This is a genomic window from Actinoallomurus vinaceus, assembly GCF_039542055.1.
In the GTDB taxonomy this organism is placed as follows: domain Bacteria; phylum Actinomycetota; class Actinomycetes; order Streptosporangiales; family Streptosporangiaceae; genus Actinoallomurus; species Actinoallomurus vinaceus.
On sequence record NZ_BAABHK010000010.1, the window covers coordinates 188,863 to 204,331 of the forward strand.

Annotated in this window: 19 protein-coding genes; 11 read left to right on the top strand and 8 right to left on the bottom strand. The window is 71.6% G+C overall.

The window, feature by feature from the left end:
• Positions 1-10: 10 nt before the first annotated feature.
• Positions 11-790, bottom strand: coding sequence for an SDR family NAD(P)-dependent oxidoreductase (locus ABEA24_RS31870; RefSeq protein WP_345435175.1), 780 nt, complete (start codon positions 788-790; stop codon positions 11-13).
• Positions 791-1,079: 289 nt separating this feature from the next.
• Between ABEA24_RS31870 and ABEA24_RS31875 the strand changes: the two genes are divergently transcribed.
• Positions 1,080-1,910: a helix-turn-helix transcriptional regulator gene (locus ABEA24_RS31875; RefSeq protein WP_345435179.1), complete on the top strand. Its 831-nt coding sequence runs from the start codon at positions 1,080-1,082 to the stop codon at positions 1,908-1,910.
• Positions 1,911-1,934: 24 nt separating this feature from the next.
• Here the strand turns inward: ABEA24_RS31875 and ABEA24_RS31880 are convergent, their stop codons facing one another.
• The gene (locus ABEA24_RS31880) at positions 1,935-2,711 is read right to left on the bottom strand and encodes a methyltransferase domain-containing protein (protein WP_345435181.1); all 777 of its coding nucleotides are present in this window, start codon (positions 2,709-2,711) and stop codon (positions 1,935-1,937) included.
• Between the two features lie 121 nt (positions 2,712-2,832).
• Complete coding sequence (locus ABEA24_RS31885) at positions 2,833-4,335, bottom strand: cobyric acid synthase (protein WP_345435497.1); 1,503 nt, start codon at positions 4,333-4,335, stop codon at positions 2,833-2,835.
• Positions 4,336-4,401: 66 nt separating this feature from the next.
• Between ABEA24_RS31885 and ABEA24_RS31890 the strand changes: the two genes are divergently transcribed.
• Complete coding sequence (locus ABEA24_RS31890) at positions 4,402-7,104, top strand: ATP-binding protein (protein ID WP_345435183.1); 2,703 nt, start codon at positions 4,402-4,404, stop codon at positions 7,102-7,104.
• A 3-nt stretch (positions 7,105-7,107) separates the two neighbouring features.
• Positions 7,108-7,986, top strand: a complete 879-nt coding sequence (locus ABEA24_RS31895) for an alpha/beta hydrolase (RefSeq protein WP_345435185.1) — start codon at positions 7,108-7,110, stop codon at positions 7,984-7,986.
• A 34-nt stretch (positions 7,987-8,020) separates the two neighbouring features.
• Here the strand turns inward: ABEA24_RS31895 and ABEA24_RS31900 are convergent, their stop codons facing one another.
• The 5 genes from ABEA24_RS31900 to ABEA24_RS31915 form a co-directional block, all read right to left on the bottom strand.
• Positions 8,021-8,230, bottom strand: a complete 210-nt coding sequence (locus tag ABEA24_RS31900) for a hypothetical protein (RefSeq protein ID WP_345435187.1) — start codon at positions 8,228-8,230, stop codon at positions 8,021-8,023.
• 19 nt (positions 8,231-8,249) lie between these two features.
• The gene (locus ABEA24_RS31905; RefSeq protein WP_345435189.1) at positions 8,250-9,422 is read right to left on the bottom strand and encodes a cobalamin biosynthesis protein; all 1,173 of its coding nucleotides are present in this window, start codon (positions 9,420-9,422) and stop codon (positions 8,250-8,252) included.
• 80 nt (positions 9,423-9,502) lie between these two features.
• A complete protein-coding gene (locus ABEA24_RS31910; protein ID WP_345435191.1) occupies positions 9,503-9,604 on the bottom strand; it encodes a DUF397 domain-containing protein in 102 nt (33 codons plus the stop codon).
• A 9-nt stretch (positions 9,605-9,613) separates the two neighbouring features.
• Positions 9,614-9,706 (bottom strand): DUF397 domain-containing protein, encoded by a 93-nt coding sequence (locus ABEA24_RS53750; RefSeq protein WP_425551257.1) that lies wholly within the window; start codon positions 9,704-9,706, stop codon positions 9,614-9,616.
• Positions 9,703-10,515 carry a helix-turn-helix domain-containing protein gene (locus ABEA24_RS31915; RefSeq protein WP_345435193.1) on the bottom strand — a complete coding sequence of 271 codons (813 nt, stop codon included), beginning with the start codon at positions 10,513-10,515 and terminating at the stop codon, positions 9,703-9,705. The genes ABEA24_RS53750 and ABEA24_RS31915 overlap by 4 nt, the downstream gene beginning before the upstream one ends.
• Before the next feature lie 126 nt (positions 10,516-10,641).
• Here ABEA24_RS31915 and ABEA24_RS31920 point away from each other — a divergent pair, with 126 nt between their 5' ends.
• The 8 genes from ABEA24_RS31920 (at position 10,642) to ABEA24_RS31955 (ending at position 15,352) form a co-directional block, all read left to right on the top strand.
• Positions 10,642-11,037 carry an ATP-binding protein gene (locus ABEA24_RS31920; RefSeq protein WP_345435195.1) on the top strand — a complete coding sequence of 132 codons (396 nt, stop codon included), beginning with the start codon at positions 10,642-10,644 and terminating at the stop codon, positions 11,035-11,037.
• Positions 11,034-11,291 carry a hypothetical protein gene (locus ABEA24_RS31925; RefSeq protein WP_345435197.1) on the top strand — a complete coding sequence of 86 codons (258 nt, stop codon included), beginning with the start codon at positions 11,034-11,036 and terminating at the stop codon, positions 11,289-11,291. The genes ABEA24_RS31920 and ABEA24_RS31925 overlap by 4 nt, the downstream gene beginning before the upstream one ends.
• Positions 11,292-11,340: 49 nt before the next feature.
• Positions 11,341-11,685, top strand: a complete 345-nt coding sequence (locus tag ABEA24_RS31930; RefSeq protein ID WP_345435499.1) for an antibiotic biosynthesis monooxygenase family protein — start codon at positions 11,341-11,343, stop codon at positions 11,683-11,685.
• 11 nt (positions 11,686-11,696) lie between these two features.
• Positions 11,697-12,080, top strand: a complete 384-nt coding sequence (locus ABEA24_RS31935) for an amino acid-binding protein (protein WP_345435199.1) — start codon at positions 11,697-11,699, stop codon at positions 12,078-12,080.
• A gap of 345 nt (positions 12,081-12,425) precedes the next feature.
• The gene (locus ABEA24_RS31940) at positions 12,426-12,983 is read left to right on the top strand and encodes a hypothetical protein (RefSeq protein WP_345435201.1); all 558 of its coding nucleotides are present in this window, start codon (positions 12,426-12,428) and stop codon (positions 12,981-12,983) included.
• Positions 12,964-13,731, top strand: a complete 768-nt coding sequence (locus tag ABEA24_RS31945) for an RNA-guided endonuclease InsQ/TnpB family protein (protein WP_345435203.1) — start codon at positions 12,964-12,966, stop codon at positions 13,729-13,731. The genes ABEA24_RS31940 and ABEA24_RS31945 overlap by 20 nt, the downstream gene beginning before the upstream one ends.
• A gap of 26 nt (positions 13,732-13,757) precedes the next feature.
• Positions 13,758-14,429 carry a hypothetical protein gene (locus ABEA24_RS31950; protein ID WP_345435205.1) on the top strand — a complete coding sequence of 224 codons (672 nt, stop codon included), beginning with the start codon at positions 13,758-13,760 and terminating at the stop codon, positions 14,427-14,429.
• A gap of 53 nt (positions 14,430-14,482) precedes the next feature.
• Entirely contained in the window at positions 14,483-15,352 is an 870-nt protein-coding gene (locus tag ABEA24_RS31955) for an SMP-30/gluconolactonase/LRE family protein (protein WP_345435208.1), read from the top strand.
• Positions 15,353-15,469: the final 117 nt, after the last annotated feature.

Here is a 15,469-nt window from a genome sequence, read left to right on the forward strand (position 1 = left end):
GCGGGCCCGCTCACTGGGCGGTCCATCCGCCGTCGACGGCGACGAGCGCGCCGGTGATGAAGGCGGCGGCATCGGACACGAGGAACGCGACAGCCTCGGCGACCTCTTCGGGACGCCCGATCCGGCCGATCGGGTGAGCCTCACCGAACGAGGCGAGCATCTCGCGGCCGTTCTCGACGACGCCTTCCATGATGTCGGTGTCGATCACACCGGGGAGGACCGCGTTGGAGCGAATGCCCTTCGGGCCGCCCTCGATGGCGAGCACACGCGTGATCTGGGCGAGGGCGCCCTTCGACGCGGCGTAGGCCGTCTGCGTCTCGAAGGCGACGACCGATGAGATCGAGGCGATCGACACGATCGCGCCGCCGCCACCGGCCTCCATGACGCGGAAGGCCTCACGTGCCTGGACGAAGTTGCCGCCGGCGTTGACGCGCAGGATGCCCTCGAAGTCCTCGACGGTGGTCTCGGTGATCGGCTTGTTCAGCGTACGGCCCGCGTTGTTGACGAGGATGTCGAGGCGGCCGAACCGGTCGACGGCCAGCCGCATGGTCGAGCGCGCGAGGTCCTCGTCGGCGACGTCACCGACCAGCGCGGCCACGTTGTCGGGGTCCTCCGCAGCGAGCTCCTGGACCGCGTCGGAGCGGTCGGTGACGACGAGCCGGGCGCCGCGGGCGCGCAGCAGGGTGGCCGTCGCACGGCCGATGCCCCGTGCGGTGCCGGTGACGACGGCGACCCGTCCGGTGAGGTCCCACGTGGCCGGGAGGGCGGGGGTGGTCGGGGTGATGGTCATGGCTTCTTTCTCTTGGTATCGGTCGGTCAGCGTTGGCGGGCCGGCCGTACGACGATCTCGTTGACGTCGACGCCGGCCGGCTGTGCGAGGGCGTACGACACGGCCTCACCGATGCCACTGCCGGCGCCCGTGACGAGGACGACCTTGCGGTCGGGCGGCTCGCGTGTTTCATCCTGGTTCTTCGGCGTGACTTCGACGATGGCCGACGCCGAAGCGCGGTGGGAGGGCGCTGTCTTCCTGGGAGTACCGCACCCACGAAGGGGCTGGTCCGTGCGCCTACGATGCCGGTATGACACGCTCCGACCTCGGCGCCTATCTGCGCGCCCGGCGGGCCCAGATCACGCCGGGCGAGGCCGACCTTCCGAGCGTCGGCCATCGGCGGGTCCCCGGTCTGCGACGCGAAGAGGTGGCGTTGCTGGCCGGCGTCAGCGTCGACTACTACATCCGTCTCGAGCAAGGCCGCGAACGCACGCCTTCGGCGCAGGTGATCGACGCCCTGGCCGCCGCCCTGCGCCTCGACGAGGACGGCCGCGAACACCTGTTCCGCCTTGCCGGGCTCAGCCCCCGAGCCGGGACCGCCGCCGTCGACGAGCACGTCGACCCGAGCCTGCTGCAGCTCATGGACGCGTGGCCGAACAACCCGGCCATCGTCTACAACCGCGCCTACGACGTGCTCGCCTCGAACGCGATCGCCGACGCGCTCTTCCACGACTGGGCGCACTCGCGCAACCTCATGCACGTCGTGTTCACCGACCCGTCCGCGCGAGCCTTCTACCGGGACTGGCACGACGTCGCGCGAAACTCGGTGGCCGGCTTCCGGCTCGGCTACGGCAAGGCGCCGCACGACCCGCGCGTACGGCAGATGCTCACCGAGTTGCTCGACCAGAGCCCCGAGTTCGCCGAACTGTGGGCCCACCATGACGCCCGCGGCAAGGCGCTCGACCGCAAACGCTTCGACCATCGCGACGTCGGAGAGCTGACGCTGACAATGCAGACCTTCGACGTCCGCTCCAGCCCCGGGCAGGAGCTCGTCGTCTACCACGCGGAACCGGCCTCGGCGAGCAGCCAGGCCCTCGCTCTCCTCGGCTCCCTGGCCGCCACCTCACGCCAGAAGACCTGACGTTCGCCAGGCCGAGGCTGGCCCTCAGTCGCCCGGCGACCGCCGCGCGATGACGTGAAGGAGGGCCGCGACCCGGCGGTACGGATCCGTGCGGCCGCCGCGCTCCTCGGCGGCGAGCAGCGCGTCGAGGTCCTCGGGTACGGGGGCGTCGTCGGCGGCGGTGTCGGTGAAGACGCGGACGCCGTACCAGGCGGACACGGACAGCCCGCGCTCGGCGAGCGCGGCCGTCAGGTCGGCGAGCCGATCCGCGCGGGCCTCGACACCGATCCGGTTGCGGTAGGACGTGCCGTCGAAGGCCTCCGCGGCGGCCGGCCAGTCGCCGAGGAGGCCGGGCCGCATGGCCAGGGCGTCGCCGTTGCGGACGAGGAGGGACACCAGCGCGCCCGGCGCGGCGACGGCCGCGACGGCGTCGAGGAGCGGGCCCGGGTCGGCGAAGTACATGAGCACGCCGTGGCACAGGACGACGTCGAAGACCGCCGTCCCGCACAGCGCGGCGGCCCGCGTCACGTCGCCCCGGACGACACGGACGCGCTCCCGTACGGCGGCCGGTTCGGCGCCCAGCGCGGTCGTGAGGTCGCCGAGCAGGGCGGATGAGGCGTCCAGCCCGGTCACGGCGTGCCCGCGGCGGGCGAGCCGGAGCAGCTGCGTTCCCTGGCCGCAGCCGAGGTCGAGGACGCGCCGGGGCGGCGCGTCCGGAAGATGGGCGGCGAGCTGCCGCGCCACGAGCTCCTGCCGGACCACCTGCCGAAGCGAGCCCAGCCGCGCCCGCCAGCGGCCTTCGCCCGGCCCGAACCCGCTCATGCGACCTCCTTCGCCGCAGGAGCGACCAGACGCGCCATGCCTTCGATTCACTCGCTCCGCTCACTCATACGACCTCTTTCGCCGCAGGAGCGACCAGGCACGCCATGCTCGCCCCGCTCGGTCATGACCCGGCGCCGCCGGGCGGCACGATCGGCAGGTCCGGCGGGGCGCCGGTCTCGATGAGACGCCACAGAGCGTCGGTGTCGAGGTGGCGTTCGACCAGGTCGCCGAGCGCGTCGAGCTGTGCCTCCCGCAGCGCCGCGAAGTCGGTGTCGGGGGCGGGGGTGAAGTCGCGGCCCGCGGTACGGGCGACGTCGGCGAGGAACGCGCGGCGGAAGCCGTCGTTCTCCAGCGCACCGTGCCAGGTCGTGCCCCAGACCGCCCCGACGCGGCAGCCGTCGAGGAACGGCTCCCCACCCTCCACGGCGGCCATGCCGTGGTGGATCTCGTACGCGTGCACCGGCTCGCCGTAGGCGGTGCCGCTGGGCCGGCGCAGGGTCTTGTCGGGGGCGAACTCCACGCGCACCGGCAGTAGCCCGAGGCCCGCCACGGGCCCGGCCATCGACTCGATGTCGTCGAGGATCTCGTGGGCGAGCATCTGGTAGCCGCCGCAGATCCCGAGCACCGGCCGGCCGGCCCGCGCCCGTCGTACGACCTCGGCGGCCAGCCCCTGCTCGTGCAGCCAGGCCAGGTCGGAGACGGTGGCGCGGGATCCGGGCAGCACGACGAGGTCCGCGTCGGCCAGTTCGCCGGGCATGGTCGCGAACCGTACGGTCACGCCCGGCTCGGCGGACAGGGCGTCCAGGTCGGTGAAGTTCGAGATGCGGGGCAGCCGGGCGACCGCGACCCGCAGGGTCTCCCCCGTGGCCGCGGGACGCGACGGGGGACGCGCGTCCAGGGCGAGGGAGTCCTCCACGTCGAGCCAGAGCCCGCCGAGCCAGGGCAGCACGCCGTACACCGGCCGGCCGGTCAGGGCGGTGATCTGCGCGAGGCCGGGGGCCAGCAGCTCCGGCGCGCCCCGGAACTTGTTGATGACGAATCCGGCGATCAGCCGCTGGTCCTCCGGCTCCAGCAGGCCGACCGTCCCGTACAGCGCGGCGAACACTCCGCCCCGGTCGATGTCCCCGACGACGATCACCGGCATGCCGGGGCCGTCCGGGGACCCGGCGGCGCGCGCGAGGCCCATGTTCGCGAGGTCGCCGGCGCGCAGGTTGATCTCGGCGGGGCTGCCCGCCCCCTCGCAGATCACCACGTCGTACCGCGCGCGCAGCTCGGCGAGGCTGGCGAGGACCACCTCGCGGAGGCGCCGCTTGTGCTCGGCGTACCCCATGGCATCCACCTCGGCGATCGGGCGGCCGAGCACGACCACCTGGCTGCGCCGGTCGCTGCCGGGCTTGAGGAGCACCGGGTTCATGTGGGCGGTGGGCTCGACCCGCGCGGCGGCGGCCTGCATGGCCTGCGCCCGCCCGATCTCCGCCCCGTCGGCGGTGACCATCGAGTTGAGCGACATGTTCTGCGCCTTGAACGGGGCCACCTTGACCCCCTGCCGGGCGAGCCACCGGCAGATCCCCGCCGTGAGGACGCTCTTGCCCGCATCCGACGTCGTCCCCGCGACCAGCAGCATCCCATTGCCCACGGACGCCGACGGTAGCAGCCGGGCCGGCGTGGGGGTCTCCTACAGTGGGCGTTTGTGCTTTACGGCAGATCTGCGGAGATCAATGCACTCGACGAGGTGATCGTGCGGGCCCGTGACGGCTCCGGCGGCGCGGCGGTGTTGCGGGGCGAGGCGGGCGCGGGCAAGACCGCCCTGCTCGACGCGGTGGCCGAGCGAGGCGGCGCGATGCGGGTCCTACGGACTACCGGCGTCGAGTCCGAGTCCGACCTCGCGTTCGCGGCGCTGCACCAGGTGCTGTGGCCGGTGACCGGCTCGCTCGACGCACTGCCCGAACCGCAGCGCGACGCTGTGAGTACGGCCCTGGGGCTTGCCGCGGGCAGTGCCGGGGATCGGTTCCTGCTGGGCGCCGGCGTGCTCTCGTTGCTGGCCGAGGCAGCGGCGCCGGACGGGCTGATCTGCGTGGTCGACGACCTCCAGTGGGTGGACCGGGCCTCGGCCGACGCGCTGCTGTTCGCCGCCAGGCGGCTGGGGACGGAACGGATCGCGATGTTGTTCGCCGTGCGCGGGGATGTTCCGGTCAAGGGCGTGCCGCTGACAGTGGACGTGCGTGGCCTGCCCGAGTCCGCTGCGGCCGAGCTGCTGGAGTCCCGCCACGGTGTGCTGCCCGCTCATGTGGCGCGGGAGCTCGTCACGCTGACCCGCGCGAATCCGCTCGCCCTGGGCGAGATCGCCGCCCGCCTGACGCCCGCGCAGCTCGCCGGGCGCAATCCGCTGCCTGAACCGTTGCCCGGTGGCGCCCGGCTCTTCGGCGATCGGGTGGCCGCGTTGTCCGCCCCTGCTCGGCTGGTCGCCCTGGTCGCCGCCGTGGAGGCCGACCTCGACCAGGTCCTGCGCGCCACCGACCGGTTGTTCGCCGAGCGAGCGGTACGGCCCGGCGAGAACACGGGGGCCTGGGCCGGGCGGGTCGCGTTGGCCGAGCTGGAAGGGGCCGGGCTGGCCGGGGTGTCAGGCACGAGCGTGCGTTTCCGTCATCCGCTCATCCGGTCCGCGGTGCACGAGGCGGCTGCTCCCGCCGACGTCCGCCGCGTGCACGCGGTCCTGGCGGAGCTGACCGCTGATGATCGCCGCGCCTGGCACCTGGCCGGAGCCGCCCTGGGCCAGGACGAGCAGGTCGCCGCCGCGCTGGTGGCCACCGCGGAGCGGGCGCGCGACCGCGGCGGGTACGGCGCCGCCGCCACGGCCCTGGCCAGGGCCGCCGAGCTGACCCCCGAGCCGCGCGCCCGTGCCGTCCGACTGAAGGACGCCGCCGTCGCGGCCTGGCTCGGCGGCCGCCCGGGACAGGCGGAGTCGCTGCTGGCCGAGGCGCGCGAACGGGCCGACGGGGACGCCACCCTCGCCACGGAGATCGCCCGGCTCCGGGGCCGGTTCGAGCTGAACTCGGGCAACGCCGCCGAGGCCGTACGGATCCTGGCGGCGGGCGAGAGCCTGGACATGCTGGCCGACGCCGTGGAGGCGGCCTCATTCGTCGGCGACACGGCGGCCGTCGTCGAGCTCGGCCGGAGGGCAGCGGTGCACCCCGAGGGTTTCTTGCGGGACGTGGTGGCCGGGATCGGCCTGACGTTTGACGGCGACATCGCCGGGCCGGGCCTGCTGCGGCGGGCGCTGGCGCGGGCCGGCGAGCTGGAGGACGCGGCGGGGTACCTGTGGGCGACGGCCGCGGCCAGCGCTCTGGGCGAGTCGGATCTGGCGACCGAGATGGCCGGCCGGGCCGGACGCGTGGCCAGGGTGTCGGGTATGACCGGGCAGCTGCCCGTCGTGCTGGAGTTCGTGGCGACCGCCGAGCGGATCACCGGGCGGCTGGCACGCAGCCAGGCCATCTCCGAGGAGGGCCTGGCGCTGGCCCGGGAGGCCGGGTACGAGAACACGGTGGCCGCGCACCTGGCCAATCTGGCGGCGCTGGCGGCGCTGCGGGGCGAAGAGGAGCCCTGCGAGCGGCAGGCCCGCGAGGCGCTGGCCATCGCCGTACCGCATCGGGTGGGTTTGCAAGCGGGAGTGGCGGCGTACGCGCTGGCGCTGCTCGACCTGTGCCTGGGCCGCTACGCGGCGGCGCACGATCGTTTCAACGCCATCGCGGCGGCGGGACCGGGCGCCGGGCATCCGACCGTGGTGTGGCGGAGCGCGCCGGACCGCGTCGAGGCCGCCGTGGGCGCGGGTGACGAGGAGGGCGCGCGGACGACGCTGGCCGCGTACGAGCGATGGTCGGCGCACGCCGCGACGGCCGAGTCGCACGCCCTGCTGGCCCGATGCCGGGGCCTGATCGAGTCGTCCGAGGACGCCTTCGGCGAGGCGCTGCGGCTGCACACCAACCCGTTCGAGGCGGCCAGGACGGCCCTGCTGCTGGGTGAGCGCCTGCGCCGCGCGCAGCGGCCGGGCGAGGCGCGGGCGCATCTGCGGACGGCGTGGGAGACGTTCGAGCGGGCGGGCGCCCGGCCGTGGGCGCGGCGCGCGCAGGGCGAGCTGCGGGCGGCGGGCGAGAGCGGGCAGGCCCCGCCCGCGGCCGTGCTCGACGCGCTGACCCCGCAGGAGCTGCGCATCGCGGGCCTGGTCGCCGACGGGTTGTCGAGCAAGCAGATCGCCGCCCGGCTCTTCCTGAGCCCGCGCACGGTCGAGTACCACCTGTACAAGATCTATCCGAAGCTGGGCATCGGCTCCCGTACGGAACTGGCGCGACTAGTAGTTCTACAGAAGGCGCCCGTAGCCGAAGACGACATGCTCTGAGACATGCAGAACGTGAACATCTGGAGCGAAGAGTTCGGCGCCGAGACGGACACGCCGATCCTGTTGATCATGGGTTCGATGTCGCAGGGCATCCTGTGGCCGGACGAGCTCGTCGGCCGCCTGGCCGCCGGAGGCCGCCGGGTGATCCGGTACGACCACCGTGACACCGGGATGTCGGGCACCGTCGACTTCGCGGCGGAGCCGTACACATGGGACGACATCAAGAACGACATTTACCGCGTGATGGACGCTCACGGCCTGGAGAGCGCGCACCTGGTCGGCCACTCGGCGGGCGGGCTGCTCGGCCAGCTCGTCGCCGTGGAGCGGCCGGAGCGGGTGCGCTCGCTGACCGTCGTCGCCTCCTCGCCGCTCGGCGGCGGCGAGGGTCAGGCGCTCATGCGGGCCCTGATGGGGCAGCCGCAGTCCGAGGGGAGCCTGCCCGAACCGGCGCCGGAGTTCGTGGCCTTCTACCGCGCGCTGATGGCCGCCCCGCCACCGGAGGACCGGCGCGCGCGGATCGACGGCATGATCGCCGAGCAGCGCGTGCTGCACGGCACCGGGCTGCCGTTCGACGAGGACGCGGCGCGCCGGCTGCAGGAACGGATCCACGACCGGGCCCGTGACCTGTCGGCGGTGGCCAACCACCGGCTGGCCGCGATGGCCAAGCCCGACTTCGAGCCGGTGGGCGTGCTGCACCAGGTGAAGGCACCCACACTGGTCATCGAGGGCAGCCACGAGCCGGCCAAGCCGGGCCACGGCGCGATCATCGCCGAGCAGATCCCAGGGGCGCGGCTGATGATCGTGGCTGGCATGGGGCACACGCTGCCGCCTGCGGTGCACGAGGAGTTGGCCGCCGCCATCCTCGCGCACACGGCCGGGTGACGGCCTATCGAGAGTCCTGAGCCGTGACGGGATCTCAGGAGGCGCCGAGGGCCCGGTGCGCGAGCTCCTGCACCACGGCGGTGACCTCACGGACGTCGATCGGCGTGCCTGGGGCGATCAGGTCGTCGAGCAGGCCGTCGGCGGCGTGGTAGACCATGCGGAACGCCGTCGTCAGGTCACCGACGCCGAGGTGACGTGGGACCGGCTCATCCGGATGCGGGCCGAGGAGCACCTGCCGGGGCACACCGCGCGGCTCGCCGCCGTCAGCGGCGCAGGCTCCGCCACCCAGCCCTGACCGCCGCGCGCGCGCCGACCGTGACGACGGCCGAGGCGACCGTGACCGCCCGGGACAGGCGGACGGCACGCCGGATGTCGTACGGTTCGGCGGCGCGGCCGTCACCGAGCTCGGGCCGGTGCTCGACGCGGTTCCCGTACACGTTGACGCCGCCGAGTCGTACGCCGAGCGCCCCGGCGAACGCCGCCTCGCAGCGCCCGGCGTTCGGGCTGGGGTGGGCGGCACCGTCACGGCGGAGCACGGCGTACGCGGTGCGCGGCGATCCGCCGACGAGCGGGGCACAGACCGCCGTGAGCAGGCCGGTCAGTCGCGCGGGCGCCCAGTTCGCGGCGTCGTCGAGGCGGGCGGCGGCCCAGCCGAAGCGCAGGTAGCGGGGGCTGCGGTGCCCGACCATCGCGTCCAGCGTGTTGACCGCCCGGTACGCGAGCAGCCCCGGCACGCCGAAGACCGACCCCCAGAACAGCGGAGCGACGGCGGCGTCGGAGGTGTTCTCGGCGATCGACTCGACCGTCGCCCGCACCAGCTCCTTGGCGTCCAGGGCACTCGGATCCCGGCCGCAAAGATGCGGCAGCCGCCGCCGGGCCGCCTCCACGTCGCCCGTCTCCAAGGCGGCCGCCATCGCGAGGCCCTCACGCGCCAGCGACGTCCCGCCGAGAACGGCCCAGGCCGAGACCGCCGTGACCGCGCCCCGAGCCAGGCCGGTCGCGGTCGAGGCGCCCCTGACCAGGTCGGTCGCGGCCGAGGTATCGCTGACCGGACCGGCCGCGGACGAAGCGTCGCTGACCAGGCCGGTCGCGGTTGAAGCGCCCCTGGCCGGGCCGGCTGCGGTCGAGGTGCTCCCGGCTGCGGCGGACCGGGCCCGGTCGGGCGTCCGGCCGAGGAGGCGCGGCCGACGGCGTCCCGTACGGCCGGTGCGCGCGGCGGTGTCCCGTACGACCGCGTCGGCGGCGGTGCCCAGGGCCGCAGCTCCGAGCACGCAGATCGCCGTGAACACGGCCCCGCGCGCCCGAGAGTCGGCGTAGAGCCGTCGCTCCAGCGCCGACGCCGCCCGGCCGAACGCGGCCACCGGATGCCCTCGTCGCGGGTCGCCGACCATCGCGTCCAGCAGCAAGCCCGCCCACAGCCCCTTCTCCGTCGTCACAGACGAAAACGATAGGCCCGCCCGACCACCCGACCCCCATGAGGCCGGGTGGCAGCCTCCGCTTCGACGGAGGCCGTTCGTCAGCCCGTCTCAGACTCGGCCCTGCCGATGACTCCGACCTCGACGCAGTCGCTGCCCTGCTGGGTTCCGCTGTAGCTGCTCTTCCGGTACGGCTCGATCATTGATTTCGTCTATGCCTCGTCCCGGCCGACGACTCCGACCTCCACGCAGTCGCTACCCTGATCGGTTCCGCTGTAGCTGCTCTTCCGGTACGGCTCGATCATTGATACAACTCCATCTTCCTACGAATCAGTTCTTTCGACTGATCGTCATTGAGGGCTTTTACCCCTATCCGGTCGTAACGGTCGAGATACGGGCGCGCTTCGAGCGAATAGACCAGCCTTCCTTGTCCGGGTGACTCCAGATAGGCAACGTCACCTGACGCATTGGACAATACCTTGAAACTACCATCAAGCCCCTTATATGCCCCCGCCGCCCTAGGGACCACCCGAATACCAATATTCGGCATGTCCGCAAGCTCGAGCAGGCGCGCCAACTGCTCAAGCATGACCCCAGAGCCGCCGACGGGCCACTCGAGAACCGTCTCGGCGATGATCGCCCACAGCAGGGGAGGATCCTTCCGCGCCAGGATGGCCTGTCGCCCCATACGCTCCTCGACGGCCGCTTGGACCGCGTCCTCGGCAGCACCTCCGGCGAGCACGAGAGCGCGCGCGTAGTCAGGGGTCTGGAACAGGCCAGGGATGACCACCGCCTCGAATATCCGGATTGTCGAGGCAGTCGCCTCGATGTCGCGATGCTCCTTTCGCCACTGACCGTCCGGCTCACGCATAGCATGAACCACCAAAGCAGAGAATAAACCGCCGGTTTTTAGGGATTCGTCGGCAAGTGCCGCCTGTTTCGGATCAAGCTTGAGGGTATTGGACTCGATCCGGGAAACAGTCGAACGGACACAGCTGATCTTGTCGCCGAGCTGGGTGCCTGTGAGTCCGGCCCGCTCCCTTTGAAAGCGCAGCTGAAGGGCGATGACCGCCCATAGCGAGGACATCGGATCGAGCTGCGGTCGGGTGGCCATCCTTCAGCCCTCCAGGTTTCCGGGGGTTTCTGATGTTTCCTCGAAACAGTGCGATGTTAGCGCGACAGGTCCAGGCTGGCCCTACGAATCCGCGAAGCAATGCCGGGAGCCATCGTCATGGGCCAAATGAATATCGAGATGGACAACGCCGTAAGGCTAACGATCAAGGGCCGACCGGAAATGGCCAGGAACGCCCGCGCGTTCGCTCGCGCGAACCTCAGTCGATTGGGCTGCAGCCCGAGCGCGATCGACGACGGAGAGTTGATCATCAGCGAGCTGGTCACCAACGCCATCAAGGCCGCACCCGGCCAAGAGATCAAGATCTCGATATTCCCCCTACGTAAGTACGTCGTCATGTGCGTCTACGACCCTGGAGACGGCCTGCCCCGGCAAAGGCAGGCGGGGTCTCACGATGAATCCGGGCGCGGGATTCCCATCGTCAAGCAGTGCGCCCGCCGCTACGGCGCGTTCGAAGTGGTCGGCGGAAAGATCGTCTGGGCGATGGTGGGGAGACAGACGTGATCGAGGAGACTCTCACCATCGAGCACGTAAAGGCTCGCTTCCCGGAGTGGATCATCGCTTATGACCCGTCGGCACACTCGTACTGGCTGCTTCATTGGCGCTATCTGGACATCGGCTGGCGCCGCGTCGGTTCCATGCTGCAGATAGAAGCAGAGATACACGACGTCCAGCGCCGTTGCTCCCCGTACATCCTTTCGTGGGAGCGGCACGTCCAGGATCAGCCCCGCGCGCATTACGCGGCACCGCGGGCATGATTCGACGGGCGCGGAAGTATCGCGGCCGTACCGTCGACGTGTGATCGCGATGATCTTCGAGTACCGGTTCGACCCGGACGACGACGCCGCCTTCCAGGACTATCTGGCCGAGTCCGCTCGGCTGCGGGAGCTGCTGCCCGAGCTCGACGGGTTCTACGGGATCGAGCGGTACGCCAGCGAGGCGGAGCCGGGCAAGTACCTCGCCCTCGGGTTCTTCCGGGACGAGGAGGCCGTCGCCGCCTGGCGGAACACGCCGGCGCACCGGCGCGCGCAGGCGCTGGGCCGGCACCGGTTCTTCACGACGTACCGGCTGCGGATGGCGGAAGTGGTCCGGGACTACGGCCCGGACGACCGTGACGAGGCACCGGCGGACAGCCGCCGCGTGCACGGCTGAGGGAGACGACGATGTACGACCTGACCATCGAACTGGACGACCGGCCGGGCGCGCTGGCGGAGATGGGCGAGGCGCTGGGCGCAGCGGGGGTCAGCGTGGAGGGCGGCGGCGCCTGGACCGTCGACGGGCGCGGGGTGGCGCACTTCCTGTTCCACGACGGCGAAGCGGCGACCGCCGCGCTGGAGCAGGCCGGCATCAAGGTCATCGCCTGCCGAAAGGTGGTCGCCCGCCGCCTCCACCAGGACAAGCCGGGCCAGCTGGGCGCGATCACTCGGGCGCTCGCCACAGCCGGGGTGAACATCGAGGTGCTCTACTCCGACCACGACCACCGGCTCATCCTGGTCACCGACGACCCGGACGCCGCCGCGACCGCGACCGCCCACTGGGACCGGTAAGCGACCGGGTCACGGAGATCGACGACGACTTCGCGCAGGCCGATGGGCGCGGCTACGCCAACGCCGCGGAGTGGCGCGCGGCCCACGAGGAGTTCTTCCAGAGCGACGGAGTGAGCGGGCGGCGAAGGAGGACGGGGACCGCAGGTGGCCGTCCCACAGGCGCTTCGATAGGTGGGTGCGGTGTTACTGCCTGGGGTGGCGGGCGGAGACGCCTTTGACTGTTGACCAGGCGAGATTGGGCGATCTTGGACGGGTAGTGCCCGAGCAGGCGGACGTGGTCGGTTTCGCCGTCGAATTCGCGGAGTCGCACACCGATGTCGGTGCGCGCTTGTAGGGTCACTGGGCGTGAAGCTGGTGGTGCAGGTGAAGCTGCTGCCGACGCCGGGACAGGCGGCGGCGCTCGCGGCGACCCTGCCCCTGTGCAACGCCGCCGCCAACGACGTGTCGGCGGTCGCTTTCGCCCAGGGCGTGTTCGCCCGGCAGAAGCTGCAAAAACTCGTCTACGCAGACCTGAAGGCGCGAGGGCTGTCGGCGCAGCCGGCATTACATGTGATCCGTAAGGTCGCCGACGCCTACACCACCCTGCACGCCCAGATCGAGGCCGGCCTGCTGGGCGGCGAGCACTCGAGTCGGCGCCGCAAAGCCGAGTCCAAGCCCATCACCTTCCGGAATGATGCGGCCCAGCCGTTCGATGACCGGTGCCTGTCGTGGCAGATGGACGCCCGGACCATCTCGATCTGGACCACCTCAGGCCGCATCCGCGGCATCGCCTTCACCAGGCCGCATCCGCGGCATCGCCTTCACCGGCGAGCCCGGACAGCTCAAATTCCTGGCGGACCACCGCAAGGGCGAAACCGACCTGGTGCACCGCGACGGGATGTTCTTGCTGAACGCGACCTGTGAGGTCGAGGAGGCCCCGCAGTTCGAGCCTGCCGATTGGATCGGGGTGGATCGGGGGATCGTGAACCTGGCCACCACCTCCGACGGCGACAACCACCAGGGCACGGGCCTGCAGCGCTATCGCAGGCGCCATGCCAGGCTGCGCACCGAACTGCAGGCCAAGAAAGCCGCGGGAAGCCGCTCAGCCGCCCGCCGCCTGGCCCGCCGGTCAGCGCGGGAGACGCGGCACGCCTCGAACGAGAACCACAAGATCAGCAAACAGATTGTGGCCGATGCCCGACGCACCGAACGCGGTATCGCACTCGAAGAACTCAGTGGGATCCGCGATCGGGTACGGCTCAGGCGGCACCAGCGGGCCACACTCTCTACCTGGCCGTTCCACCAACTCGGTGAGTTCCTCCAGTACAAGGCCCTGCGGGCCGGGGTGCCTTTCGTAGAGGTGGACCCGGCCTACACCTCCCAGCAGTGTCCCGTGCCCTGGTGCGGGCACACCAAGAAGGCCAACCGGCCCGACCGCGATACCTTCCGTTGCCGTCGATGCGGGTTCGCTGGCCCCGCCGACGTCATCGCCGCCACCAACATCCGGCAACGGGCGTGCGTGGCGTGGGCATTCGTCAGCATGCCCGTCCCTGACCCCACCATCAGGGGGAAGGGAGATGCGACCCCGGCACGACAACCAGCCGCGACGGGGAGCGCAACAAGGCGTGAACACCCGAGCCCCAAGCCCGGCCATTCACGGCCGAGAAGCTGACCTTCTCCACCCCTTTCAACGCGACGGTGTTCATGATCATGGGCGGCGCCGCCTACCTGGGCTGGCTGCTGACCTTCGGGACAGGGATCTTCCTGGTGGTACAGCGCCGGATGGACCGGGTCATGACATGGGCGATAGCACTCGGATTGGTCATCTCGCTCGCTGGTCTGTCCGTCGGCTACCTGATGACGGCTCCCACTCCGGACCAGGCGCACGAGCTTGCCGAAGGACTGCACCTGTCCACGATCGGCGCGCACAGCGTCGGCGCGCCGGACGGCGGTTCCGGCATGCCGGTGACCGGCTGGGCGACCGGCTCGGGTGACCTGCGGGTGGCGCATTTCATCGGCCTGCACGCCCTGCAGGTGCTCCCGCTGATCGCGATCGGCCTGCGCATGCTCTCTCGCCGGTTCTCCGTGCTGGCGAGCACCACCACCCGCGCGGCCCTGGTGATCACCGCGGCATCGAGTTACGCGGGGCTCACCGGATTGACACTGTGGCAGGCGCAGCGCGGACAGGCCCTCATCCACCCTGACAGCTCGACACTCGGTGCCCTCGCGGCTCTCGGCTTGTGCGGTCATGATCCTGGCCGTATCCGCCCGGCGGTTCAAGGCGCCTTCCGGACAGCGACTCACCGCCGCCTCGGCCAGGTCGTACGCCGGTCGGTGAACGGCGCAGATGCCGGGCTGCCCGGTGGTTGAGCGGGTAATGGAAGACTGTCGCTGATCGCCGCATCACGCTTGGGAGCCGAAGCATGGAACTCACCGCGGAACCCTGTTCGCCGGTACGGGTCGAGCACGCCGAGGGGCCGTTCTGGTACGGAGACCGGCTCGGCTGGGTCGACATCATGGCCGGGCGGCTGTGGCTGGCCGGCTTCGACGGCAAGACGCTCACCGACCCGCGTTCGCTGGAGGTGGACCGCCCGCTCGGCGCCGCCGTGCCCCGGGTCCTGGGCGGGTGGGTCATCGCCGCGGGCACCTGTTTCATGGAGCTGGACGAGGACGGCCGGGCGACGGCCCTGACCGGCGACCTGGCCGACGCCTCCACGATCCGGATGAACGACGGCAAGTGCGACCCGGCGGGGCGGTTCTGGGCCGGCACGATGGCGTTCGACGAGACGCCCGGGGCCGGCTCGCTGTTCGTCTTCGACGGGTCGATCCGCACGGTGCTGGACGGTGTCACGATCTCGAACGGGCTCGGCTGGAGTCCCGACCACCGCACCATGTACTACATCGACACGCCGACCGGGCAGGTCGACGCGTTCGACTACGACCTGGAGAGCGGCGCGGCCACGAACCGCAGGCGGTTGTTCACCGTCGAGGGCGGCCACCCGGACGGCATGAGCGTCGACGACGAGGGCTACCTGTGGGTGGCCCTGTGGGGCGGCGGCGCCGTGCACCGCTACGACCCGTCCGGGCGCCTGGTGACGACGGTCCGGCTGCCGGTGACGAACGTCTCGAGCTGCTGCTTCGGCGGCACCGACCGGTCGACGCTGTTCATCACGACGTCCCAGCAGGGCCTCTCCGCGGAGCAGCGCGAGGCCGAGCCGGACGCCGGCCGGATCTTCCGCGTCGACCCGGGCGTCTCCGGCCCGGTCGCCACGCCCTTCACGGCCGCTCGCTGACCGTCGTCCCTGCCGTCCCGTCACAGAGGACAGATCCCTTCCGACGGGACGGCCCGCGACGCGCCGACCGGCCCGGACCGCTCCCGCGGCACCCAGGACTTCCAGGACCCCAGGGCC

Coding starts and splice junctions, on each gene's coding strand:
- ABEA24_RS31880 (WP_345435181.1), bottom strand. CDS start 2,711: ATGAGCGGGTTCGGGCCGGGCGAAGGCCGCTGGCGGGCGCGGCTGGGC.
- ABEA24_RS31935 (WP_345435199.1), top strand. CDS start 11,697: ATGTACGACCTGACCATCGAACTGGACGACCGGCCGGGCGCGCTGGCG.
- ABEA24_RS31910 (WP_345435191.1), bottom strand. CDS start 9,604: ATGATCGAGCCGTACCGGAAGAGCAGCTACAGCGGAACCCAGCAGGGC.
- ABEA24_RS53750 (WP_425551257.1), bottom strand. CDS start 9,706: ATGATCGAGCCGTACCGGAAGAGCAGCTACAGCGGAACCGATCAGGGT.
- ABEA24_RS31920 (WP_345435195.1), top strand. CDS start 10,642: ATGAATATCGAGATGGACAACGCCGTAAGGCTAACGATCAAGGGCCGA.
- ABEA24_RS31915 (WP_345435193.1), bottom strand. CDS start 10,515: ATGGCCACCCGACCGCAGCTCGATCCGATGTCCTCGCTATGGGCGGTC.
- ABEA24_RS31870 (WP_345435175.1), bottom strand. CDS start 790: ATGACCATCACCCCGACCACCCCCGCCCTCCCGGCCACGTGGGACCTC.
- ABEA24_RS31930 (WP_345435499.1), top strand. CDS start 11,341: ATGATCTTCGAGTACCGGTTCGACCCGGACGACGACGCCGCCTTCCAG.
- ABEA24_RS31895 (WP_345435185.1), top strand. CDS start 7,108: ATGCAGAACGTGAACATCTGGAGCGAAGAGTTCGGCGCCGAGACGGAC.
- ABEA24_RS31875 (WP_345435179.1), top strand. CDS start 1,080: ATGACACGCTCCGACCTCGGCGCCTATCTGCGCGCCCGGCGGGCCCAG.
- ABEA24_RS31885 (WP_345435497.1), bottom strand. CDS start 4,335: ATGCTGCTGGTCGCGGGGACGACGTCGGATGCGGGCAAGAGCGTCCTC.
- ABEA24_RS31955 (WP_345435208.1), top strand. CDS start 14,483: ATGGAACTCACCGCGGAACCCTGTTCGCCGGTACGGGTCGAGCACGCC.